General features: G+C 69.1%; 20 protein-coding genes and 2 pseudogenes. 13 read left to right on the top strand and 9 right to left on the bottom strand.

The features are described from left to right. Window positions 1-75: 75 nt before the first annotated feature. Complete coding sequence (locus tag ABFX45_RS05720; RefSeq protein WP_346128574.1) at window positions 76-996, bottom strand: aminoglycoside phosphotransferase/kinase family protein; 921 nt, start codon at window positions 994-996, stop codon at window positions 76-78. A 1-nt stretch (window position 997) separates the two neighbouring features. On the opposite strand from ABFX45_RS05720, the gene ABFX45_RS05715 reads away from it, so the two are divergent. After that, a complete protein-coding gene (locus ABFX45_RS05715; protein WP_407657035.1) occupies window positions 998-1,795 on the top strand; it encodes a DUF899 family protein in 798 nt (265 codons plus the stop codon). 6 nt (window positions 1,796-1,801) lie between these two features. Here the strand turns inward: ABFX45_RS05715 and ABFX45_RS05710 are convergent, their stop codons facing one another. From ABFX45_RS05710 to ABFX45_RS05695, 4 genes and pseudogenes are all read right to left on the bottom strand, one after another. Continuing rightward, on the bottom strand, window positions 1,802-2,590 hold the full coding sequence (locus tag ABFX45_RS05710; RefSeq protein WP_109641775.1) for an energy-coupling factor ABC transporter ATP-binding protein: 789 nt from the start codon (window positions 2,588-2,590) through the stop codon (window positions 1,802-1,804). Further along, window positions 2,579-3,217: pseudogene (cbiQ, locus tag ABFX45_RS05705) on the bottom strand (cobalt ECF transporter T component CbiQ); the annotation flags it as partial. The gene ABFX45_RS05710 and the pseudogene cbiQ, both read right to left, overlap by 12 nt. Further along, on the bottom strand, window positions 3,217-3,498 hold the full coding sequence (locus ABFX45_RS05700) for a PDGLE domain-containing protein (protein WP_112229405.1): 282 nt from the start codon (window positions 3,496-3,498) through the stop codon (window positions 3,217-3,219). The gene ABFX45_RS05700 and the pseudogene cbiQ, both read right to left, overlap by 1 nt. Continuing rightward, a complete protein-coding gene (locus ABFX45_RS05695) occupies window positions 3,495-4,181 on the bottom strand; it encodes an energy-coupling factor ABC transporter permease (RefSeq protein WP_346128145.1) in 687 nt (228 codons plus the stop codon). Before ABFX45_RS05695 ends, ABFX45_RS05700 begins: the two co-directional genes overlap by 4 nt. 315 nt (window positions 4,182-4,496) lie before the next feature. On the opposite strand from ABFX45_RS05695, the gene ABFX45_RS05690 reads away from it, so the two are divergent. From ABFX45_RS05690 to ABFX45_RS05675, 4 genes are all read left to right on the top strand, one after another. Then, a complete protein-coding gene (locus ABFX45_RS05690) occupies window positions 4,497-5,000 on the top strand; it encodes a molybdate ABC transporter substrate-binding protein (RefSeq protein WP_346128143.1) in 504 nt (167 codons plus the stop codon). Continuing rightward, window positions 4,946-5,227: a molybdate ABC transporter substrate-binding protein gene (locus tag ABFX45_RS05685; protein WP_346128141.1), complete on the top strand. Its 282-nt coding sequence runs from the start codon at window positions 4,946-4,948 to the stop codon at window positions 5,225-5,227. Before ABFX45_RS05690 ends, ABFX45_RS05685 begins: the two co-directional genes overlap by 55 nt. 193 nt (window positions 5,228-5,420) lie before the next feature. Next, a complete protein-coding gene (locus ABFX45_RS05680; RefSeq protein ID WP_346128139.1) occupies window positions 5,421-7,547 on the top strand; it encodes a glycosyl hydrolase family 95 catalytic domain-containing protein in 2,127 nt (708 codons plus the stop codon). 40 nt (window positions 7,548-7,587) lie between these two features. Beyond that, window positions 7,588-8,937, top strand: a complete 1,350-nt coding sequence (locus tag ABFX45_RS05675) for a pyridoxal phosphate-dependent decarboxylase family protein (protein ID WP_346128137.1) — start codon at window positions 7,588-7,590, stop codon at window positions 8,935-8,937. Between the two features lie 66 nt (window positions 8,938-9,003). Here the strand turns inward: ABFX45_RS05675 and ABFX45_RS05670 are convergent, their stop codons facing one another. Continuing rightward, the gene (locus ABFX45_RS05670) at window positions 9,004-9,579 is read right to left on the bottom strand and encodes a MarR family winged helix-turn-helix transcriptional regulator (RefSeq protein WP_109641700.1); all 576 of its coding nucleotides are present in this window, start codon (window positions 9,577-9,579) and stop codon (window positions 9,004-9,006) included. 316 nt (window positions 9,580-9,895) lie between these two features. Here ABFX45_RS05670 and ABFX45_RS05665 point away from each other — a divergent pair, with 316 nt between their 5' ends. Both ABFX45_RS05665 and ABFX45_RS05660 read left to right on the top strand, forming a co-directional pair. Then, window positions 9,896-11,230 (top strand): glutamine synthetase family protein, encoded by a 1,335-nt coding sequence (locus tag ABFX45_RS05665; RefSeq protein WP_233442386.1) that lies wholly within the window; start codon window positions 9,896-9,898, stop codon window positions 11,228-11,230. Between the two features lie 10 nt (window positions 11,231-11,240). Continuing rightward, window positions 11,241-13,727 (top strand): DEAD/DEAH box helicase, encoded by a 2,487-nt coding sequence (locus ABFX45_RS05660; RefSeq protein ID WP_109641702.1) that lies wholly within the window; start codon window positions 11,241-11,243, stop codon window positions 13,725-13,727. On the opposite strand, the gene ABFX45_RS05655 is transcribed toward ABFX45_RS05660, so the two are convergent. Beyond that, entirely contained in the window at window positions 13,705-14,628 is a 924-nt protein-coding gene (locus ABFX45_RS05655; RefSeq protein WP_346128133.1) for a cytochrome P450, read from the bottom strand. The two genes, ABFX45_RS05660 and ABFX45_RS05655, sit on opposite strands and share 23 nt — an antisense overlap. Window positions 14,629-14,833: 205 nt before the next feature. Next, window positions 14,834-15,169 carry an AMP-binding protein gene (locus ABFX45_RS05650; protein WP_346128131.1) on the bottom strand — a complete coding sequence of 112 codons (336 nt, stop codon included), beginning with the start codon at window positions 15,167-15,169 and terminating at the stop codon, window positions 14,834-14,836. A 767-nt stretch (window positions 15,170-15,936) separates the two neighbouring features. On the opposite strand from ABFX45_RS05650, the gene ABFX45_RS05645 reads away from it, so the two are divergent. The 6 genes from ABFX45_RS05645 to ABFX45_RS05620 all read left to right on the top strand — a co-directional run bounded on the left by ABFX45_RS05645 (window position 15,937) and on the right by ABFX45_RS05620 (window position 21,168). After that, the gene (locus ABFX45_RS05645) at window positions 15,937-16,224 is read left to right on the top strand and encodes a hypothetical protein (RefSeq protein ID WP_109641705.1); all 288 of its coding nucleotides are present in this window, start codon (window positions 15,937-15,939) and stop codon (window positions 16,222-16,224) included. A gap of 315 nt (window positions 16,225-16,539) precedes the next feature. Next, a complete protein-coding gene (locus ABFX45_RS05640) occupies window positions 16,540-17,451 on the top strand; it encodes a LytR/AlgR family response regulator transcription factor (protein ID WP_233440223.1) in 912 nt (303 codons plus the stop codon). Between the two features lie 53 nt (window positions 17,452-17,504). Further along, window positions 17,505-17,852: a hypothetical protein gene (locus ABFX45_RS05635; protein WP_233440224.1), complete on the top strand. Its 348-nt coding sequence runs from the start codon at window positions 17,505-17,507 to the stop codon at window positions 17,850-17,852. Further along, the gene (locus ABFX45_RS05630) at window positions 17,849-19,591 is read left to right on the top strand and encodes a sodium/solute symporter (protein ID WP_346128128.1); all 1,743 of its coding nucleotides are present in this window, start codon (window positions 17,849-17,851) and stop codon (window positions 19,589-19,591) included. The genes ABFX45_RS05635 and ABFX45_RS05630 overlap by 4 nt, the downstream gene beginning before the upstream one ends. Before the next feature lie 13 nt (window positions 19,592-19,604). Further along, window positions 19,605-20,780, top strand: coding sequence for a sensor histidine kinase (locus ABFX45_RS05625; RefSeq protein WP_346128126.1), 1,176 nt, complete (start codon window positions 19,605-19,607; stop codon window positions 20,778-20,780). A gap of 16 nt (window positions 20,781-20,796) precedes the next feature. After that, window positions 20,797-21,168: a CbrC family protein gene (locus ABFX45_RS05620; RefSeq protein ID WP_346128124.1), complete on the top strand. Its 372-nt coding sequence runs from the start codon at window positions 20,797-20,799 to the stop codon at window positions 21,166-21,168. Between the two features lie 52 nt (window positions 21,169-21,220). Here the strand turns inward: ABFX45_RS05620 and ABFX45_RS05615 are convergent. Continuing rightward, window positions 21,221-21,625, bottom strand: a pseudogene (locus ABFX45_RS05615) (transposase); the annotation flags it as partial. Window positions 21,626-22,237: the final 612 nt, after the last annotated feature.

The following is a 22,237-nucleotide window of genomic DNA, read 5'->3' as shown; positions in this document are numbered from 1 at the left end:
GTCCGGCAGCGCCCTGGCCTGTTCCACGGGTTGCTCCTCAGGGCGCGATCTCTGGTTCAGGTCGCGCGATCACAGCTAGGCGTTCGCTCTGCGGAGGCGCTCGGCCGCCTGCTCCCGAACAGCGTTGAGGGACACCGGCGCGTCACCGTGCAGAACTTCCCAACGCGCGTTGTGCACGGCTGTCCACATGCTCCCCGCCCACGCGATCTCCAACTCCTCCGCGGTGAACGCGCGCCCGCGAAGTTCCTGGTACGTCTCGATGAACGCGGCCGAGCTCTCGATCGGAGGGAGGGTCGGCGGCGAAGCGTTGGCGAACGCTCCGCTCGCCGCACCCACCAGTGCCGCCTCCGGTTGCCACGCGAGGCTGTCCCAGTCGTGCACGGCCCACACCTCGCCGTCGAGCCAGCGGAGGTTCTGCGCCTCGAAGTCGGCATGCCCCAGCACGCACGGCAGCTCAGCCGCCAGCAACCGCTTGCGCACCCGCTCGGCCGTGTCGACGACGAACGCGGGCACGACGCTCTGGTCTCGTTCGTCGAGGAAGCCGATCGCCGGCCACAGCCCGGAATCCGTGTGGTCCCAACGGGCCCAGCGCGGGCTGGGCAGCGGCGGCGCGACGTCGACGTCCTCCAGTCCGGCCATCAGGCGGGCGAACACGGCCGCGTAGCGCCGAGCAACTGACGGTGTGTCGCCGAGCAGCATCGAACCGCCGGGCAGTGACTCCTCGGCGTGCACGGCGAGTGCCCCGACACGGGTGACAGGTGTGACGGGCCGGGCGCACGGGAACCCCCGCTGGGCGAGCTGGGCCTGCGCGGCGACACACGACGCGGCACGGCCGTCGTCCTCGCGGGCCTTCACCACGACCTCCCGCCCACCGGCCAGCCGCAGGCCGAACACCGCCGAGATCGACCGCGCCTCGAACAGCACATCGACCGGCTCGTCCCCCAGCTGGTCCACGCACCAGTCCGGCAGCCAGTCCGGCAGATCGTTCAACGGCACGGTGACGACTGTGCCAGACGCGCAACGGATCGGAGAGATCATGACGACCTCATTGCACGGCCGCCCGCCCGTCGTCGACCGCGCCACCTGGCAGGCCGCCCGTGACGAGCTTCTCGTCCGCGAAAAGGCCCACACCCGTGAGGGTGACGCCATCGCGGCGGCCCGTCGCCGGTTGCCCATGGTGGAGTTCGACGCGACGATCGAGCTCACCGGCTCCGACGGCCCCGTCCCGTTCGTCGACCTGTTCCAGGGCCGCGACGAGCTCGTGGTCTACCAGCACATGTGGTACGACGGAGCGCCGCCACAGGGCCAGTGCGAGGGCTGCACCACCACGGTCTGGCACCTCAAGGACGCTCTCTACCTCAACGCTCGCGGCGTCTCGTTCGCCGTCCTGAGCACGGGCGGCTGGGAGGAGGTGGCCGCCTACGTCGAGTTCATGGGCTACACCCAGCCCTGGTACTCGGTGCGTGACGCGGACGCGCCGATGGGCCCGGGACACCTCACCAGTCTCCTGCGCGACGACGACCGCGTGTTCATCACCTACTCGACCACGGGCCGTGGCACCGAGCGGCTCAACTCGTCCATCGGCGTGCTCGACATGACGCCGTACGGCCGCGGCGAGGCGTGGGAGGACAAGCCGGAAGGATGGCCCGAGGGCGACGTCCCCTGCTGGTACTGGCGCACGGACGCGGACGGGAACGCCACCTGGGGAGAGACCAGCCGTCCCGTGCCGCAGTGGACCCGTCCCGGCGCGAGCCCCGTGGAGACGCTGGGCCGGCGCGACGACGACTTCCACTGACCGGGTTCAGTCGAGCCGGAAGCCGTAGGGCAGTTCGAGGCGGTGCCGGGCGAGCAGGGCGGCGTCGGCGAGGATCTCGCGGGTCGGGCCGTCCGCGACGACCACGCCGTCGTCGATCAGCACGCTGCGCGGGCAGATCTGCAGTGCGAACGGCAGGTCGTGCGTGACCATCAGCATCGTGCGGCCCAGCGACAGCAACAGCTCGGCGAGCTCGCGGCGGGCCACGGGTTCGAGGTTCGCGGACGGTTCGTCGAGCACCAGGATCTCCGGGTCGCACGCCAGCACCGACGCCAGCGCCACCCGGCGGCGCTGACCACCGGAGAGGTGCAGCGGCGAGCGGTCCGCGACGGACTCCATGCCGACCGCGCGCAACGCCTTCTGGACCCGTTCGTCCACATCGGACATGCCGAAGTTGCGCGGGCCGAACGCCACGTCCTCCCCCACGGTCGGGCAGAACAGCTGGTCGTCGGGATCCTGGAAGACGAGCCCGACGCGGCGGCGGATCTCGCGCAGGTTCTTCTTCGCGACCTCGAGCCCGGCGACCGACACCGTGCCGCTGCCGCCGGAGAGAACTCCGTTGAGGTGCAACGCGAACGTGGTCTTGCCGGCGCCGTTCGGGCCGAGGACGGCGACCCGTTCACCGCGCTCGACGCGCAGGTCGACGCCGAACAGCGCCTGGTGCCCGTCGGGGTAGGCGAAGGCGAGCTTCGAGACCTCCAGCGCGGGCTCGGCCGGTGTTTCCGGGACGATCGTGGCCGAGCCCGCGGGCCCGCCTGTCCAGCCGCGCGACACCATCGCGAGGTGCACCCTCTCTCCGCGTTCGTAGGACCGGATGAACAGTGTGCCGACCGCGCGTGCCGTCGCGCCCGCCTGCCACAGGAAACGCGGGTCGTCGCCGCGGGAGATGCGGGCGACGCGCATGCGTTTCGCCTCTGCCACCACGACTTCGCCGTAGCGGAGCATCAGCGTGGCGATCATGATCAGCGGTGCGGGCACTTTCAACGTTTGCAGGCCGCGCAACAACTCCCCCGGCGCCGTCGTGGCGGCCAGGGTGAGGCTGACGAGGACGCCGAGCGTGCCCTTCGCCAGAATGTTCCAGCCCGCCAGCGCGCCTTCCACGGACACCGAGACGCCGAGGAAGTCCGTGCGCGGATCGGTGCCGAAGATCGGCAGCAGGAACGCGAGCACCACGAACGGTAGCTCGATCACCGCGCGCTTCACGAACCACAGCACGGGAACCCGCGCGATCGCCCACACCGCCACGATCAGCAGCAGGTACAGGCCGAAGAGCGGGAACAGCGTGCGCGGGGTCGCCACGACGCCCAGCACCGCCCCGAACGCCACGAGGATCTTCACGTGCGGTGCGAGGCGGTGCACCGGCGAGTCGCCGGCGTGGTGCAGGACGTCGTGGCTGCCACCCATCAGGCGTCAGATTTCTTGCGCAAGAACCAGAACAGGCCGAACGACACGGCGAGCACGACGATCACGCCGAGCACACCGGCGAGGCCGGTGAACTTGTCGTCACCGCCGAGCGCGTAGTCGGCGAACGTGCTGCCGGCGAACGGGTGCTCCTGCGCGTGCTCGGCGATGCCGGTGTCCTCCACCGTCTTGTCGAGGCCGTCGGGGTCGCCGGACGCGAAGTACGACAGGACGCCCGCGATGAGCAGGGACACCAGGGCGAACCCGATGAAGAACTTCTTCACGACCGCACCTCCAGCGGCTTGGCGTTGCCGCGCAGCAGATGCACGAGGTCGGGCCGGATCGAGGCGACCGACGTGACGGTGACAGCGGTGATCAGGCCCTCACCGATGCCGATCAGGGCGTGCAGGCCCCACATCAGCAGCGCGACCTTGCCGATCTCGACACCGCCGGCGCCGCCGATCGCGTACTCGACGACGAAGCCGGTCGCCGCGAGCAGGGTGTTGACGAACGCCGAGACGAACGCGACGGCCGCGAGACCCCCCTTGCCCCGCACCGCCAGCTTGCGCAGGGCCACGGCGACGAGGAACCCGGCCGCCGTGCCGATCAGCGCCATGTTGGTGACGTTGGCACCGAGGGCCGTGAGACCGCCGTCCGCGAACAACAACGCCTGCACGACCAGCACGATCGTCACGCACAGCGCGCCGACGTACGGGCCGACAAGGATGGCCGCGAGCGCGCCGCCGAGCAGGTGCCCCGACGCTCCCGGCAGGATCGGAAAGTTGATCATCTGGACGGCGAAGATGAACGTGGCCACCAGGCCCGCCATCGGCGCCGTGCGGTCGTCGAGGTCAGCACGTGCCCTGACCAGCGCGATGCCGACGCCCACCGCCGCGATGACGAGTAAGGCGACCGACAGCGGCGCGTTCAGCAGACCGTCGCTCATGTGCATGGCAACAGGTGACATGGGTGGTCACGCTAATTGCCTGGCGGCGGCTATGGCCAGCGGTGTGCAACAACAATTTGGAGGTAAGTGCGAGTCGGTGGTCACAGCGTGGCTTTCGCACCGGGAGGCCCGCCCGGTTCGCTAGTGGCGTGGCCCGGAACGTTGCCGGGCGAATTCGCGGTCAGACGGGTGCATCGTGGTGCCGCCCCCGCGTCCTCATACTGGATGTATGGGGGCGCGGGGGCGGTGCCGCGAGGTGCCCTGCTGACCGCGAATTACCCAGCCGACGTTCCGGGTCACGCCACTAGGGTGGCCCGAAACCTGGGGGTTTCACACATGAAGCGATTCACGCTGATGCTCGTGGCCGCGCTCGCGGCCTGCTCGCCAACGCCGGACGACGACACGCCACGCCCGGAGGCGAAGCCGCTCACGGTGTACGCGGACTCGGCGCTGACCGAGGCGTTCACGCAGATCGGCAAGGACTTCGAGGCCTCGCAGGGCATCAAGGCCGGCTTCGTCTTCGGCGCCAGCTCGGCACTCGAGAAGCTGGCCGCCGACGCCGACGTCTTCGCGTCCGCGAGCGTCGACAACATGAAGTACGACTCGAAGGTGTTCGCACTGAACCGGCTGGTGCTCGCGATACCGCAGGGCAACCCGAAGAACGTCAGGGTCTACGACAGCTTCGTCCCCGGAGCGGCGCAGACGTCGTACGCGATGTGCGTCGAAGAGGCGCCCTGCGGTGCGGCCGCCAAGAACGTGCTGAAGAGCGCACCCCTCAGGGCGGCGTGCCCGGACCGAAAGCGGTCGGGCAGGACGTCAAGGAGACGCTCGCCAAGCTGACCTCGGGCGAGGTCGACTCGGCGTTCGTGTACGCCTCGGACGTGAAGGCGAACCCCGGGCTCTTCTCGGTGCCGACGCGCCTGGGCAACGAGCCCTCGCAGAAGGCGGACCTGAAGTTTCCGATCGCCATCGTGTCCGGTTCGCCCGAGGCGAAGAAGTTCTACGACTTCGTGTTGAGCGAGAAGGCGCGTGCCGTGTTGACCGACGCCGGATTCGAGCTCCCCTAGTCATCCGATGATTTCTGCGTAAGATCCCTCCCGCCGCCGCCACGGCACGGAGGGACGAACAGTGACAGAGCTGTCGCGTAGAACCTTTCTGTACGGGACAGGCGCGGCCGTAGGGGCTTCTGCGCTCAGCGCGGGCACCGCGGTCGCATCTCCCGCAGCCCCCGAAACATCGGGTCACACCGGAAGCTCGACAGTGCATCGGGACGTCGTGCGCGACGCCCGCATGGAGTGGAAGCGCCTGCCCAAGAACTGGGGCGACAGCCCGTTCCTCGCGAACGGCTTCCTCGGCGTCCAGGTCTACGCCGGACGCACGCCGAACGAGCTGAAGCTCATGCTCAGCCACTCCGAGGTGCAGGACCAGCGCGAGCACTGGGAGGCCGCGATCGGCCTGTCGCGGCTGCCGATCGGGTACCTGACCTTGGCTTTCGCCGGCGCGATCACCGCGGTCGACTGGACGCTGGACCTGTGGAACGCCGAGCTCACGGGCTCGGTGACCACCACACAGGGCAGCGCCACCTTCACGATGCTCGTGCACAACGCGCGCAGCACGTTCCTCGCGAAGGTGAAGGGCGACGTGACGTGGGGTTTCCAGCCGCTGCAGTCGGCTACCACGCGCACGATCCGCAAGCCGGCCGACTACACGCCCAACCCCGACCCGACGCTGGGCACGGCCAATGGCGTCTCCTACGCCGCACAGCCGCTGCACGCGGGCGGTGGCTACACAACGGCCTGGCACGCCCGTGACGGCCGTTTCGCGGCCCACGTGGCGTACACACATCCTGCGAACACGCACACGTCTGACGCGATCCGTGAGGTGCGTCAGGCGCTGGCGATCCCGTTCGAGGTGCTGACGATGCAGCATCGTCGCTGGTGGAACGCCTACTACAGCAAGTCGCTGGTGTCCGTGCCGGACAAGCTCGTGCAGCGCTTCTACTGGGCGCAGCTCTACAAGATGGCCGCCGCCACCCGTTCCGACGCGCCGGTCATCACCGAGTGGGGCCCGTGGTTCCCCGAGCAGGGTGCCAGCTGGACGGCCGTGTGGTGGAACCTCAACGTCCAGATCTCGTATCCGCTGGTCAACGGCTCGAACCACCACGAGCTCGACGCCGTCACCACCACGTTGAAGCGGTACGAGCACAACCTCGAGCTGAACGTGAACCCCGTCTACCGCGACGGCAACTCGTACGCGATCTGCCACCCCGGCGACCGCACGTTGCGCTCAGGGCCGCGCTACTGCGGCGTCCCCGGCGTGGCACCGAACGACCATACGGGCAATCTTCTCTGGGCCTGCCACAACGTGTGGCTGGGCTACCGGCACTCGATGGACGAGCGGATCCTGTCCGACGTCCTGGTCCCGATCCTGACCAAGGCGGTCAACTACTACGCCCGGTTCCTCGTCGAGGGCACCGACGGCAAGCTGCACCTGCCGGAGACCCGCTCTCCGGAGTACGCGAACAGCGTGGACGCGACGTACGACCTGTCGCTGATCCGCTGGGGCGTGAAGACGCTGCTGTCGATCGAGGAGAACCCGCGCTGGCGCGACATCCACAACCGCCTGACGCCCTACTCCCAGGACGCGACCGGCGTGCGGATCGGCAGGGACAAGGCCCTCGAAGACTCGCACCGCCACTTCTCGCACCTGCTGTGGTTCTACCCGCTGCGCGAGCTCACGTGGGACATGCCGGAGCACCGCTCGCTCATCACGCAGACGGTCGACCTCTGGACCTCGCGCCGCGAGGCGTGGGCCGGCTACAGCTACGGCGCCGCGTCCGCGATGTACTCGGCGATGAACCGGCCGGAGGACGCGCTGTCGTTCCTGCGCTACTTCCTCGACCGCAAGCAGGTCGGCACCAACGCCGTGCTGACCGAGAACACCTTCTACCGCGAGGGCGGCAACCTCGCGATCGAATCGCCGCTCATGTCCGGCCAGGCGGTGCTGGAGATGATGGTCCAGTCGCACAACAACGTCGTGCGCGTGTTCCCGTCGGTTTCGTCCACTTGGGCTGACGCGTCCATCAGTTCGTTGAGGACGCAGGGCGCGTTCCTCGTCGACGCTTCTCGTTCGGGCGGCCGCACCGACTGGGTCCAGGTCCACTCCGAGGCCGGCGCGCCGCTCGTCCTGGAGCACGGCATCACCGGCGACATCGACGTGCGGGACCGCTGGGGCCGTCGCCTGGACTACAAGACGCGCGGTTCGGCGATCGAGATCCCGTTGCGCCGAGGTCAGACTGCCGTCGTCTCGCGACGTGGAACACGCCCTGACGTCTCGCCACGCGACGTGGCCGCCAACGGCTCGTCTTCGCGCTGGGGTCTGCCGTAACGTACAAATTCGAACATTGTGCGGACGAGTGGGGTGTGCGGTGGATCTTCAGCACTGGCTCAACGAGGCGCTGGCCAACCACGAGAAGTGGACCGCCGAGTACGGAGCCTTCACACCCCACTCGTCCCTGCAGGTCGACCCGGCGGTCTTCGGCTCCGCGCTCGCCGAGCTGCAGGACCGCCTGCGCGACAACTACCCGTTCTTCCACCCGCGCTACGCGGGCCAGATGCTCAAGCCCCCGCACCCGGCGGCGGTCGTGGGCTACCTGTCCGCGATGCTGATCAACCCGAACAACCACGCCCTGGACGGCGGCCCCGCGACCGCCGCCATGGAGCGCGAGGTCGTCTCCTCGCTGGCCTCGATGTTCGGGTACTCCGAGGAGCACCTCGGCCACCTGACGTCCAGCGGCACGATCGCGAACCTGGAGGCGCTGTTCGTCGCCCGTTCGCTTCATCCGGGTCGTGGTGTCGCCTACTCCTCCGAGGCTCACTACACACACACACGCATGTGCGGTGTGCTCGGGATCGAGGGTTTCCCGGTGCCTGTGGACGGTCGCGGGCGCATGGATCTTTCGGCTCTCGAGGAGCTTTTGCGGACCGGCAAGGTGGGCACGGTCGTAGTCACCCCGGGAACCACCGCATTGGGTGCCATCGAACCGGTGCATTTCGTGCTGGACATCGCACGCCGCTACGACGCACGGGTGCATGTGGACGGTGCGTACGGCGGCTTCTTCACGTTGCTGGCGGGCACGGACCTGGAGCCTGAGCCGTGGGAGGCCATCGCCTCGTGCGACTCCGTGGTCGTGGACCCGCACAAGCACGGCCTGCAGCCCTACGGCTGCGGCGCGGTCCTGTTCCGCGACCCGTCCGTCGGCCGCTTCTACCTGCACGACTCGCCCTACACCTACTTCACGTCCGACGAGCTGCACCTCGGCGAGATCAGCCTGGAGTGCTCCCGCGCCGGCGCGGCCGCGGCGGGACTCTGGCTGACGCTGCGGCTGCTCCCGCTGACCCGCGACGGTCTGGGCGAGGTGCTGGCGGCCGGACGGCGGGCGGCCGTGCGGTGGGCGTCGATGATCCGCGAGTCGGAAGGGCTGGAGCTCTACCAGGAGCCGGAGCTCGACATCGTCACGTACTTCCCGCGGACCAGCCCGCTGACCCTGTCCGCGGTGGACGCCGCCTCGCACCGGGTCATGGAGACCGGCATGAACGCCGCCGTCGACCCGATCTTCCTGAGCGTGGCACGGGCGTCGAAGGCGGCGTTCGCGGCGCGGCATCCCGAGGTGGAGGCCGATGTGGACGGTGCGAGGGTGCTGCGCAGCGTGCTGATGAAGCCGGAGTCCGAGGACTACCTCGACACGCTGCACGCGCGGGTGCTCAGCCTGCTCTGAGCCCGGCCCCGGCAACGCCGAAATGGGCGACTCACCCCGCGGTGAGTCGCCCAGCAGGCGGGCGGATCAGCCGTGCTTGGCCCGCCGCCCGGACCGGCGCGGCGGCAGCGGCGTGTCCCCGCGCAGGTCGAGCCGCCGCTGCTCGCCGTTGGCCTCGAGGTGCGTCACCATGCGGCGCAGCATCTCGGCCAGCGACTGGGCCTCGGAGGACTCCAGCGGGTCGGAGACGAACACCTCTTCCTCGTTGAACTTGGGGAAGAGGTCGCCCATCAGTTCTTCACCCTCGGGGGTGAGACGCAGAACCGCCAGGCGCCCGTCCGTGGGGTGGCCGAGGCGCTCCAGCAGCCCCCGTGACTGCAGCGTCTTGGCGACGCCGGTCAGGGTGCCCTTGGAGATGCCCGCCTCCTCGGCCACGTAGCGCGTCTCCATCTCGCCCCAGATCCACACGACCCAGAGCACGACGAAGCCGGTCCAGGTCAGATCGCTGGTGCGCAGCACCGAGTTCTCGAGGTGCTGGCGGATCGCGGTAGCGGCGCGGTGGATGTTCGACACCGCCGCCATCTGCTCGCGATGCAGCGGCACCGCACCGAGCTTCGCCTGGACGGCTTTCTCGGTCTCGGCAATCGTGTGGTGACCAGACAACTCAAAGTCTCCCGTGCTCGAGCTCAGGTGTTCCCGGCACAATACTTGCGGTTCCGAACTATGTCTGTGCTGTGGTGCGAGTCGGTCCGCAACCACTTTGATCACGATCCCACATCGTGCATGATCTCGTGACGGTCGTCACCCGTCCAGTTACGGACTGTTGCCCCGTGGTGGACGATGAGTGTGGAGCACGCACTGAGACCGATCATGGTCTTTACTCCACGGACGGGTCGATAGCGTTTGCCCCTCAACGTTATCCCCTCCGCGCCAGCGACACACTGTGCCGGAAAGGTAGTTCGACGTGGTCGGTGAACAGGTGACACGGGAACTCGCGGAGAGGCTGGGCGAGGACGGTATCGACGTCGTGCGCGTCGTCTTCCCCGACCTGCTCGGAACTGACCGGGGCCGTGATGTTCTCGTGGAGCATCTACCTGCGGTTACGCAGCGCGGGCTGTCGTTCTGCCGTGCCGTTTACAGCACCACTCCCGGCGGCAAGACCACCGAGAACGGGGGTGTGCTCGACGCCGGGCTGCCCGACGTGATCGTGGTCCCGGATCTCGACACGCTCCTGCCGATTCCGTGGGAACCGGGGGTTGCGTGGTGCATCGGCGACGCCGTCAGTCCCGCTGACGAAAGACCCGTGGACGAATCGCCGCGGCAGGTGCTGCGCCGGGCCCTCGAGATATTCGAGACGACGGGGCTCTCGCCGGTGGTCGGTCCCGAGCTGGAGTATTTTCTCTGCGAGCCGGACGAAGATCGCCCGAACGGGTGGCGTCCCTACTGCGATGAGCCGGGCAACGTATATGCGACCGGACGCAGGGGCGATTCAGACGGTCATCTGTTGAGAACTCTTCGCACACTCAGTTCGGCGGGCCTGCAGACGACGGGCGGCAACCACGAGTACGCGGGCGGGCAGTTCGAAATCAACTTGGTCCATTCGCCCGCCATGGACGCGGCCGATCGCGCGTTCCGGTTCAAGACCTCGGTCAAGGAACTGGCGAGACGGGAAGGCCGCCTCGCGACGTTCATGGCCAAGCCGTTCAACGACGGCGGCGGCAGCGGTTTCCACCTGCACCTCTCGTGCCACGAGAAGGACGGCCGCAACGCCTTCCAGGCGGCCGGCACCTCGCACGGCCTGAGCGACGAGGCGCGCTGGGCCATCGGCGGCATCCTCAAGCACGCCCCCGCCCTGGCCGCGCTGCTCAACCCGACGGTCAACTCCTACAAGCGGTTCGGCCCGGACTCGCTCGCGCCGTGGCTGATCGACTGGGGCCTCGACAACCGCAGCGCCATGCTCCGCGTGCCAGCCGAGCGCGGCGAGACCACCCGGCTCGAGCTGCGGCTCGGTGACGCGAGCGCCAACCCCTACCTCGGCATCGCGGGCCTGATCGCGGCCACCTACCTGGGCATTCGCGACCGGATCGAGCCGCCGCGGCCGTCCGCGGGATACGGCTACGACCCGTCGAAGGCCCCCACGCTGCCCGCCACGCTGCCCGACGCCCTCGCCTATCTGGAGGAGAACACGGCGATGGTCGAGGTGCTGGGCAAGGACTTCGTGCGGTCCTATGTGGACTTCAAGTGGGAGGAGGTGGCCCGGTTCCAGCGGTTCGTGACCGACTGGGAGTTCACCGAGTACGCGTACCACCTATAGTTCACCTGCGATGACTGCACTCACGGACCGGCTCACCTCGATCGCCGACGAAGACGAACTGTTCGACACCTTCTCCCACTGGGCCGCCGAACGCGGCCTGGCGCTGTACCCGGCGCAGGAGGAGGCGGTCATCGAACTCGTTTCCGGGGCCAACGTCATCCTCAGCACGCCGACGGGGTCCGGCAAGAGCCTGGTGGCCATCGGTGCCCATCTCGTGGCGATGGCGGGCAACCAGCGCAGCTTCTACACCGCGCCGATCAAGGCGCTGGTCTCGGAGAAGTTCTTCGCGCTGTGCGAGGTGTTCGGCCCGGAGAACGTCGGCATGATGACCGGCGACGCCTCGGTCAACGACCAGGCGCCCATCATCTGCTGCACGGCGGAGATCCTCGCGAACATCGCCCTGCGCGACGGCGCGTCCGCCGACGTCGGCCAGGTCGTGATGGACGAGTTCCACTTCTACTCCGAGCCCGACCGCGGCTGGGCGTGGCAGGTGCCGCTGATCGAGCTGCCGCAGGCGCAGTTCCTGCTGATGTCGGCGACGCTGGGCGACGTCACGTTCTTCGAGAAGGACCTGACCCGGCGCACCGGCCGCCCGACCGCGGTGGTCCGCTCGGCGCAGCGCCCGGTGCCGTTGAACTTCCAGTACGTCCTCACGCCGTTGCACGAGACGATCGAGGACCTGCTGCACGGCCGTGAGGCGCCGATCTACGTCGTGCACTTCACCCAGGCCGCCGCGCTGGAGCGCGCGCAGTCGCTGATGAGCATCAACGTCTGCTCGAAGCAGGAGAAGGAGGCGATCGCCGCGACGATCGGCAACTTCCGCTTCAGCGCCGGGTTCGGCAAGACGCTGTCGCGGCTGGTGCGGCACGGCATCGGCGTGCACCACGCGGGCATGCTGCCCAAGTACCGGCGGCTCGTGGAGCAGCTCGCGCAGGCGGGCCTGCTGAAGGTCATCTGCGGCACGGACACGCTCGGCGTCGGCATCAACGTCCCGATCCGCACCGTCGTCTTCACCGCGTTGTCGAAGTACGACGGCACGCGGACCCGGATCCTGAAGGCCCGCGAGTTCCACCAGATCGCCGGGCGGGCGGGCCGCGCGGGCTACGACACAGTGGGCACCGTCGTGGTGCAGGCTCCGGAGCACGAGGTCGAGAACATCAAGGCGCTCGCCAAGGCGGGCGACGACCCGAAGAAGCGCCGCAAGGTCGTCCGCAAGAAGGCACCGGACGGTTTCGTGTCGTGGAGCGAATCGACGTTCGAGCGGCTCGTCGGCGCCGAACCGGAGCCGCTGACGTCGTCGTTCCAGGTCTCGCACGCCATGCTGCTGAACGTGATCGGCCGTCCCAGCGGTGGCGCGTTCCACGCGATGCGGCACCTGCTGGAGGACAACCACGAGGACCGCCCGAAGCAGCTCAAGCACATCAAGCGAGCTCTGGCGATGTACCGGGCGCTGGTGGCGGCGGGCGTGGTCGAGCGCGACGGCGACGACTTCCGGCTGACCGTCGACCTGCAGTTCAACTTCGCGCTGAACCAGCCGCTGTCGCCGTTCGCGCTGGCCGCGATCGAGCTGCTGGACCGCGAGGCGCCGGGCTACGCGCTGGACGTGCTGTCGGTGATCGAGTCCACTTTGGACGACCCGAGGCAGATCCTGGGCGCGCAGGAGCACAAGGCGCGCGGCGAGGCGATCGGCGCGATGAAGGCCGACGGCATCGAGTACGACCAGCGGATGGAGCTGCTGGACGAGGTCACGTACCCGAAGCCGCTCGCCGAGCTGCTTGACGCCGCGTTCCTCACCTACCGCCGCGGCCACCCGTGGGTCGGCGACTACGCGCTGTCCCCCAAGGCCGTCGTGCGCGACATGTACGAGCGCGCGATGACGTTCACCGAGTACGTCTCGTTCTACGGCCTCGCCCGCTCCGAGGGCCTCGTGCTGCGGTACCTCGCCGACGCCTACAAGGCACTGTCGCAGACGGTGCCGGAGGAGGCGAAGACCGAGGAGCTGCAGGACCTGATCTCGTGGCTGGGCGAGCTCGTCCGCCAGGTCGACTCGTCGCTGATCGACGAGTGGGAGAAGCTCACCAATCCGGACGCTCCCGTCGAAGAGGTCCGCGTCGACCTGCCGCCCGCCGTCACCCGCAACGTCCGCGCGTTCCGCGTGCTGGTCCGCAACGCGCTGTTCCGCCGCGTCGAGCTGGCCGCGAAGCGCGACTGGTACTCGCTGGGCGAGCTCGACCACGAGTCGGGCTGGACGGCCAAGGAGTGGATGGACGCCCTGGAGCCGTACTTCGAGGAGCACTCGGACATCGGCGCGGGCCCGAACGCGCGCGGCCCGGCGTTCCTGATCATCAACGTCGAGCGCGAGCGCTGGGTGTGCCGGCAGATCTTCGAGGACCCGGCCGGGGACAAGGACTGGGGCTTCAACGCGGAGGTCGACCTGGCTGCGTCGGACGAGCTGGGTGAGGCGGTCGTGGTCATCACGGATGTCGGCCGCCTCTGACGAGCAGGCGCAACTCCTTCAGTCCGCGCAGCGCCGGGTCGGGCCGGAACTCCGGTTCGCCCGCGTCCGGGTCGAGCCGCAGCCCCGGAAACCGCTTGGCCAGCATCGGGAACAGCACCTGGCCTTCCAGCCGACCGAGGAACGCGCCGATGCAGTAGTGGATGCCCGCGCCGAACGTCAGGTGCGTGACCGCCGACTCCCTGGTGAGGTCGAGAGTGTCGGGGTCGGTGTACTTGGCCGGGTCGCGGTTGGCCGCGCCGAGCACCGGGAACAGCAGCTCTCCCGCCCTGATCCTCCTCCCCCCGATCTCCAGGTCCTCGCTCGCGAGCTGCGGGGTGATGATGGGTGCGGGCGAGTCGTAGCGGAGCAGTTCCTCGGCGGCGGTCTCGGCGACGGGTGCGGTGCGCAGGAGCTCGTACTGCGAAGGGTTGCGCAGCAGGGCGAGCACACCGTTGCCGAGGTGGTTGGCCGTCGTCTCCAGGCCCGCGTTGATCAGTGAGATGACGTTGACGATCAGTTCGTCGTCGCTGCCCCACTCGCCGCGCTCTCCGAACAGGTCGGCGCCGGAGGCCTGCAGCTGTTCGGAGATCAGGTCGTCGCACGGGCGTCGGCGGCGTTCGGCGACCAGGGCTCGCAGGTAGTCGACGAGCTCGTCCATCGCGGCGGACGAGGCGTGCGCGACCGCGATCGGGTCTGCGCCGAACTGGCCCTCCCCCAGCGTTTTCATGACGTCGGTGCCCCAGCGGGTGAGCTGCCGCTGGTCGTCTCTCGGCACGCCGACGAGATCCATCACGACACGGGCGGGGAACGGGTAGGCGACCTCGGTCATGGAGTCGCCGCCGGTGAAGCCGTCGAGCAGTTCCCGACAGGTTTCCTCGACCACGTTCCGGCGGTGTGCCATGGCGCGCGGGGGTGAAGCTGCGGTTCATGAGCTTGCGCAGCCGCGTGTGCGACGGGCGGTTGCTGAACGGCAGCGACGAGTCGAGGCGAGCGCAGGCGCGGCCACTCCGGTTTGCTCTGGTCGAAGAACCCGGTCACGGCGCCGACGGTGCGGGCACGGTCGTAGGCGCTGTTCGTCAGGACGGCTCGCGGTCTGCAGCTGTCCACTATGGACCGGAAACCGGCCAGGTCGTGACCCAGCCGCACGGGGTTCGGCGGGTACACCGGGACCCGGCGACGCCCGCCGCGAGACAGCCGAGCAGGGCGCGCACGAAGTCCGCGCCGGGCGGGTGGACCAGCAGCGCGCGGTCGCCGGGCTGGAAGCCCCAGCCGCGCAACGCGCCGCCGATCGCCGCCGCCGCCTCGCCGAGGGCCGCGGCGGTGATCGTCTCCTCGTCGCGGCCGTGTTCGTCGACGAACGTGAACAAAGAGCGCTCGGGAGAGCGTTTCCACAATGCCCGGAAAGCAGCACCGACAGAGCCGGACGAAATGCTCGTTTTCATCGTTCAGGACCGTAGCAACGCACACCCGACCACGGAACCCATCCGTATCCGAAGATTCGGTCATCGTCTGTCATCCGCATGACACAGACGGCCCAGCAGGATTCAAGGAGCAGCAAAACAAGCACAAAGAGCCATGGCTGACCTGCATAAACAGTTCATTTGCTGGCAATGTAAGTGCTCGCCAAACGAGACAACCGGAGCCGTCAAGCAATGCGTTACCCGCCACCAGACGTCAATCACCGGAATGAGCGGCCTCGACGACCGAGCGGATGATCGAGCGATTCCCCGCCACCTCGAACGCGACCGCGCGAGGCACGGCTGGGCAGTGGAACCTTCCCAGGGTGATCACCCGCCGACCGCCACCAACCCTGTACGAACCCGAACGACTGAACTCCGGACACACGCTCAGGCACACCGGACGGCACCCCACTGCAGCAAAAGAGTTAATACGGCCGCCGAGAAGTCACCGCGCCGTGAACACAATGCGGCGATTGATGCTATCCAGGACACACCGATTCGGCCCAACACCCCGGCTCCACCTGGCCTACCAGGCACGAACCGTGAAAGCAGGCCAATTCAGCCGACGGCCATAAGAGTGCGCCAGTTGAGACGAACCAATTGAGACGGAATGGCGTGCGATTGACCGCGCGGTCCGGGATGGGGCAACATCATTGCGCTGGACCACAGCTTTCGAGATATGGTGTTGCTCAGTGGGGGAAATGCCCGCACCTGTACTCAGCTCTGGCGCAGCACGACGGGAGGGTTCCGTGGACCCGGCACTGGACGCGCTGCGCGACCGGCTGGCGGAGATCATCGCGTCGCCGCCGGAGAACACCGACGACCTCGTCGACACGCTCAGCGGCCTCGCCAAGCTGTCGAACCAGTGGTCAGAGGCGATCCAGGCGTTGCGCGCGCCCACCCGCAGGCTCGTCGGGCCGGCCGCGGCCGCGTCGGTGAGCGTCGCCGCCCGCCGCGCCGAGGAGTCGTTCATCGAGCTGGAGATCACGCTCGGTGACGCGCTGGCCGCCCAGCCGCGCGCCCTCCGCCAGCCGTGAGCGCGAGCCCGGGCCTGACCAAGAAAAGCAACGCTGCGTGATAGCGGTGTCGTCTCCCATCCGAGACACACCCGATCGGCGGGTTTCCGCACCTCCTCCGCCTGACGGATGATGCGCCCAACCGGGGCTTTTTCATGCGGCGAAGGGGGGAGGTATGCACACTTTGTGCAATCCGACCCCCGTTTCGGGTCACCCTCCGTGAGCGGGCATGATCGCGTATCCGACGCCCACGGCTCACCAGGCGCGCGATGACCGAGCGTGGTCTAATCGCCGCCACGTGAGGATCGGCCGTACACAGTTTGGACTCGATCTCGAATGACCTCAGGTCTGCCCTGCCCCGTCTGCGAGGGGCCTGATCGACGTGGCAGCCTCGAGCGCTCCCTCCGGGTGCTCGCCGTCGACGACGAGGCGCCCGCGCTGGAAGACCTCGTGTACCTGTTGCGCTCCGATCCGCGCATCGCTCACGTGGAAGCGGTCACCGACGCCACGAAGGCGCTTCGGGTGCTGCACCGCGCGATGGACGCCGGGCAGCCGCTGGACGCGGTGTTCCTCGACATCCGCATGCCGGGCCTCGACGGTCTCGACCTCGCCCGTGTGCTGTCGCGGTTCGCGCAGCCGCCGCCCGTCGTGTTCGTGACGGCGCACCAGCAGCCCGCGGTGGAGGCGTTCGAGCTCAAGGCACTGGACTACCTGCTCAAGCCCGTGCGGCAGGAACGGCTCGCGGAGTCCGTGCACCGCATCGTGCACGAGGTCTGGGACTCCAAGGCCCCGACCGAGCCCCTGCCCGCCGCCTCCGCGCAGCCCGCGAACACCACGCCGCCGGAGATGGGCGACGAGGTCATCCCCGTCGAGCTCGGTGGCGTCACGCGGTTCATCCGCCTCGCCGACATCCGCTACGTCGAGGCGCACGGCGACTACGCCCGCCTGCACACCGCGACCGGCAGCGGCCTGGTGCGCGCGGCGTTGAACGGACTCGAGGAACGGTGGCGCAGCGCGGGGTTCGTCCGCATCCACCGCAGCCACCTGGTGTCGCTCGGCCACATCGACGAGCTGCGGCTCGAGGACGGTCACCTCAGCGTCACGATCGGCGGCGCCGTGCTGCCGGTGAGCCGCCGGCACGCGAGGCACCTTCGGCAGCTGCTGGTGCGGCGCGCCCGGCCCGCGCCGGTGCCCGGTCAGGCCACGCCCGCCGGCGCCGCGCAACCGAGGAACGGGCTCGGGTCGTGACGACGCCACCACCCCAGGGAGGGTCGGCGCCGAAGCCGACCCAGCGTGTGGTGGTGACGAGCCCGCGCACGAGGGCACCGCGTGCGCGCCGCCCGTACTCGGGCACGCGCGAGATCAACGAGCAGAGCGAGCTCGGCGCCGTCTACATGCGCACGCTGATCAAGGCGCAACGGCGGCTCGGGCTGTCGGTGTGCCTCGTCGTGTGCACGTCGCTGGGCCTCCTGCCGCTGCTGTTCACGATCGAACCGGACCTGGGCAAGGCCCAGGTGCTCGGGCTCGGGCTGCCGTGGTTCCTGCTGTGCGTGGCGACGTTCCCGATGCTCCTGCTGGCCGGCTGGTTCTACGTGCGGCAGGCCGAGCGCAGTGAACGCGAGTTCGCGGAGCTGGTCGAACGTCCATGACGAGTGGTTACGCCATCGTGGCGGTGCTGATCGTCGCACTGGGCACGATCCTGGTCGGTGCCTACGGACTGCGCGTTTCCCGCACCACGTCGGACTTCTACGTCGCCTCGCGCACGGTGTCCCCGTGGTGGAACGCGTCCGCAATCGGTGGCGAGTACCTGTCCGCCGCGTCGTTCGTCGGCATCGCCGGGCTGATCTTCGCCTACGGGCCGGACATGCTGTGGTTCCCGGTCGGCTACACCGCCGGATACCTGGTGCTGCTGACGATGGTCGCCGCTCCGCTGCGTCGCTCCGGTGCCTACACGCTGCCGGACTTCGCGGAAGCTCGCTTCCGGTCACGGGTGGTGCGCGGGGTCGCGTCGGTTCTGGCGCTGGCGATCGGGTGGCTGTACCTGTTGCCACAGCTGGAAGGCGCGGGCCTGACGCTCAACACCGTGACGGGCGCGCCGGATTGGGTGGGCGCGCTGATCGTCGCGGTCGTCGTGACGGTGAACGTGATGTCCGGCGGCATGCGGTCGATCACGTTCGTGCAGGCGTTCCAGTACTGGCTCAAGCTGACCGCGATCACCGTGCCGATCGTGTTCCTGATCGTGGTGTGGCAGGTGCACGGCGCGGAGTCGATGACCAAGCCGGAGTACCCGCAGTTCCGGCAGGACACCAAGGTCACCTTCAGCCACCAGACCACGATCCACGCCGAGCAGTCCATCTTCATCAACGGCACCGGCGAGATCGACGGGCTCCGCATCGAGAACGCGGGCCACGTGCTGACCGACGGCTACCACCGCATCGGGCACGGCTCGGAGTTCACCTTCCCCCAAGGCGCCCCCGTGCCGCACGTGTCCACAATGGCCCACAACACCAACGAGTCGTGGGCGCAACCGGAGTCGAGCGGGCAACGCTTCCCGTTGTACGGCGTGTATTCGCTCATCATCGCGACGTTCCTGGGCACGATGGGCCTGCCGCACGTGATCGTGCGCTTCTACACCAACCCGAACGGCTCGGCCGCGCGCCGGACGACGCTGATCGTGCTCGGCCTGCTGTCGGTCTTCTACCTGATGCCGCCGCTCTACGGTGCCCTGGGCCGCCTGTACACGCCCGAGTTGCTGATGACCGGCCAGACCGACGCCGTGGTGCTGGTGCTGCCCGCCAGGATGATCGACGGCATCGGCGGCCAGCTGCTCGGCGCGCTGGTGGCCGGTGGCGCGTTCGCGGCGTTCCTGTCGACGTCGTCGGGCCTGGTCGTGTCGCTGGCGGGCGTGCTGTCGCAGGACGTGCTGCGGCTCGGCGGTGTGCGCGGCTTCCGGATCTCCACGGTGCTCGCGGGCATCGTGCCGCTCGCGATGACGTTCGTGTCGACCGGCATGCCCGTCGCGGACATGGTCGGCCTGGCGTTCGCGGTCGCGGCCTCGTCCCTGTGCCCGTTGCTGATGCTGGGAATCTGGTCGTCGCGAATAACGACCATCGGCGCCATCGCCGGCATGCTCGCGGGCGGGGTGCCCGCGCTGACCGCCGGCCTCGTCACGATGTTCACCGACACCGGCGACTCCTGGTACACGGTGCTGCTCTCGCGCCCTGCCGCGTGGACGGTGCCGCTCGGCTTCTCCGTCATGTACGTCGTCTCCCTGCTCACCCGGCGGCACGTGCCGCCGGGCGTGCAGCGGACGATGGTCAAGCTCCACGCACCCGAGAACCTCGGGCTGGACGGCTCGGGGTCCACCACGGCCGACGAGCGCTCCTAGAAGGTGATGCGAGATGCAGGACTTCCTCACCGCCGCCGCGATCCTCATCGTCGGTGGAGCGGCCGTTCTCGTTCTGTGGCGGGGCACGCGCAACAAGCAGTCGCTCTCCACCGAGGCCCAGCGCGTCACTTACGAGACACTGCACACGGCGTGGTCCGCCGCTCCCCCGCTGCGCGCCGGCCTGGTGCCGGACGCGGCGAAGAAGTCCGCGCGGCACCTGCGCACCCTGCTGGACACACCGGCGCTGGCGCTGACCGACGAGACGGAAGTCGTCGCGTGGGAAGGGGTTTCCGACCACCACGCGGCCGACGCCATGACGCAGGCCGAGGACGTGTTCGTGACCGGGCGCACCCAGGCGTACGACATCGGCTGCACCGAACCGAACTGCCCGATCAACTGCGCGGTCGTCGCCCCTCTCACCGTGGAGGGCCGGGTCGTCGGGACGCTGGCCGCCTACTCACGTGAGGCGTCGGCCGGCCTCGTGCGGGCGACGAACCAGGTGGCGCGGTGGGCCGCCGGGCAGCTGGAGCTCGCCGAGCTGGACCGGTCGCGGACCCGGCTGGTGGAGGCGGAGGTGCGTGCGTTGCGCGCGCAGATCTCGCCGCACTTCATCTACAACTCGTTGTCCGCCATCGCTTCCTACGTGCGGACCAACCCGGAGCGCGCGCGGACCCTGCTCCTGGACTTCGCGGACTTCACGCGGTACTCGTTCCGGCGCCACGGCGACTTCACGACGCTGGCCGAGGAGCTCCGTTCGATCGACCAGTACCTCGCGCTGGAGCGGGCGCGGTTCGGCGAACGGCTCAAGGTGACCTTGCAGGTGGCGCCGGAGGTGCTGCCGGTCACGGTGCCGTTCCTCTGTCTGCAACCGTTGGTGGAGAACGCGGTGCGGCACGGCATGGAGGGCAAGGTCGAGCCGGGGCACATCCAGATCTACGCCAACGACAGCGGCGCCGAAGCCCAGATCACCATCGAGGACGACGGCATCGGCATGGACCCGGAGAAGCTCCGCCGGACGCTGGCCGGGCAGGTGGACGAGTCCGCCGGCATCGGGCTCGGCAACATCGACGAACGGCTGCGGCGCGTGTACGGCGACGAGTACGGGCTCGTGGTGGAGACGGCGTGCGGGCTCGGCACGAAGATCACCGTGCGGGTGCCGAAGTACCACGCGGGCATCAGCGACGTGTGAGCGAAGATGAGGCTCGTTGTGCCCGTGGTGCATCAAGGACGGGAGCGCGGCCGCGGCGTTCGACGCCACCTTCACCGATGCCTTCGCGCCCGACGGAGTCCCCCACGCGGTGGTGGACGAGATCTGCCGGCGCACACCGGGATTCTCGGGCTGGCAGCAGGAGCGGTGGCTGTTCCACTGCGGCGACGGGGCCGAGTTCCTCGGCAGGGCCGGCGGCGACGAGCTGAACACGGCGGCGCTCAACGCCGTGCGCGCGGAACTCCTGGGGTGGTCGGATGACGCCATCAGCGCGTACGTCGCCGCGCTCAGCCGGGACGACCCACCCACGGCCTACCTGTTCCGCTGCCGGGTCTGCCGCACGCACCTCGCCCACACCGGCTCCACTTGACCGACCGGGGCCACCCTTGTTCAGGATGACCCCGGCCAAATCCAGGAGATCAGCTGGCGGCCTTCGCGGCACGACGGTCGGCCGCGTCCAGCACCGCCCGGATCCAGTCGATCTCTTCGGTACCGCACGCGCCCTCGGCGGCCGCACGGCGCAGGCGGACCCACAGGCCGAGGTCGGTCCACTCCTGGAACCGGCGGTGCACGGTCGGCACGGTCACGCCGAACGACGCCGGCAGGTGCCGCCACGCGCAGCCGGAGGAGAGCACGAAGACGATCGCGGTGAAGACCGAGCGGTTGCACACGCGGCCCCGGCCGCCACCCTGGCGGCGGACCTTGGCCGGCGGGATCAGCGGCTCGACCACGGCCCACAGGTTCGGCGAGACCAGGCGCGCCGAGAGCTGTTCGATGACGTCACCGCGACCGGGCTCTGCGCCGTGCTCCGGCCAGGACGTGCGCATCCAGGAGTCCTGGCGCGGCGCGGCGTCGACGGGCCGTGCGTCCTGGCGAGCGGACTCGGCGCGCTGACGGGAGCGGAGCAGGGTGGCCAGTGCCGTGTCCTCGGCCGTGGTGCGGCGCTGGGGGACGGCGTAGGCCGAGTGCTGCTGCGCCTGGCGGATCTCGGCGCCGACGGTGCGGCGGAACGAGGGGTTCGCGGCGAGACGCGGGTCCACGGGCTGGCCGTAGCGGGCCGGCACCTGGCCGACCGGGGCCTGCCGCGGGGGAAGGGGCCGCTGGGGCACTTGACGGGGCGGGACCTGCCGCGCGAGACGCGGGTCCGGGGTGCGAGCGAACTGTGAGTCGGTCATGGTGTGGTCCTCCGCCAGGACTTTTCCGTCAGGTGACAGCGCTCACAGTAAGAAGGCGGTCAGAAAACCGGTAAGTACGTGGGCCGTGGAAGGCGATGAGCGGGCGTACACCGGCGATACGCGGCTTGCCCTGTTGAGACGAGTGGCCCACTGTCTGCGACGAACGGATAACCGGTCGGGGCATGGTTCCCACGACCGAGTGTCGCCGGCCGTTCACGGACCGCTCGCCACCGGACGGTAGTGATCCCGGTCGTTGACGCCAGA

Origin of the sequence: Lentzea roselyniae (genome assembly GCF_039537795.1) — a bacterium.
GTDB lineage: Bacteria > Actinomycetota > Actinomycetes > Mycobacteriales > Pseudonocardiaceae > Lentzea > Lentzea atacamensis.
The sequence above is the reverse complement of the archived record's forward strand: the minus strand, read 5'-3'. Positions and strand labels throughout refer to the sequence as shown.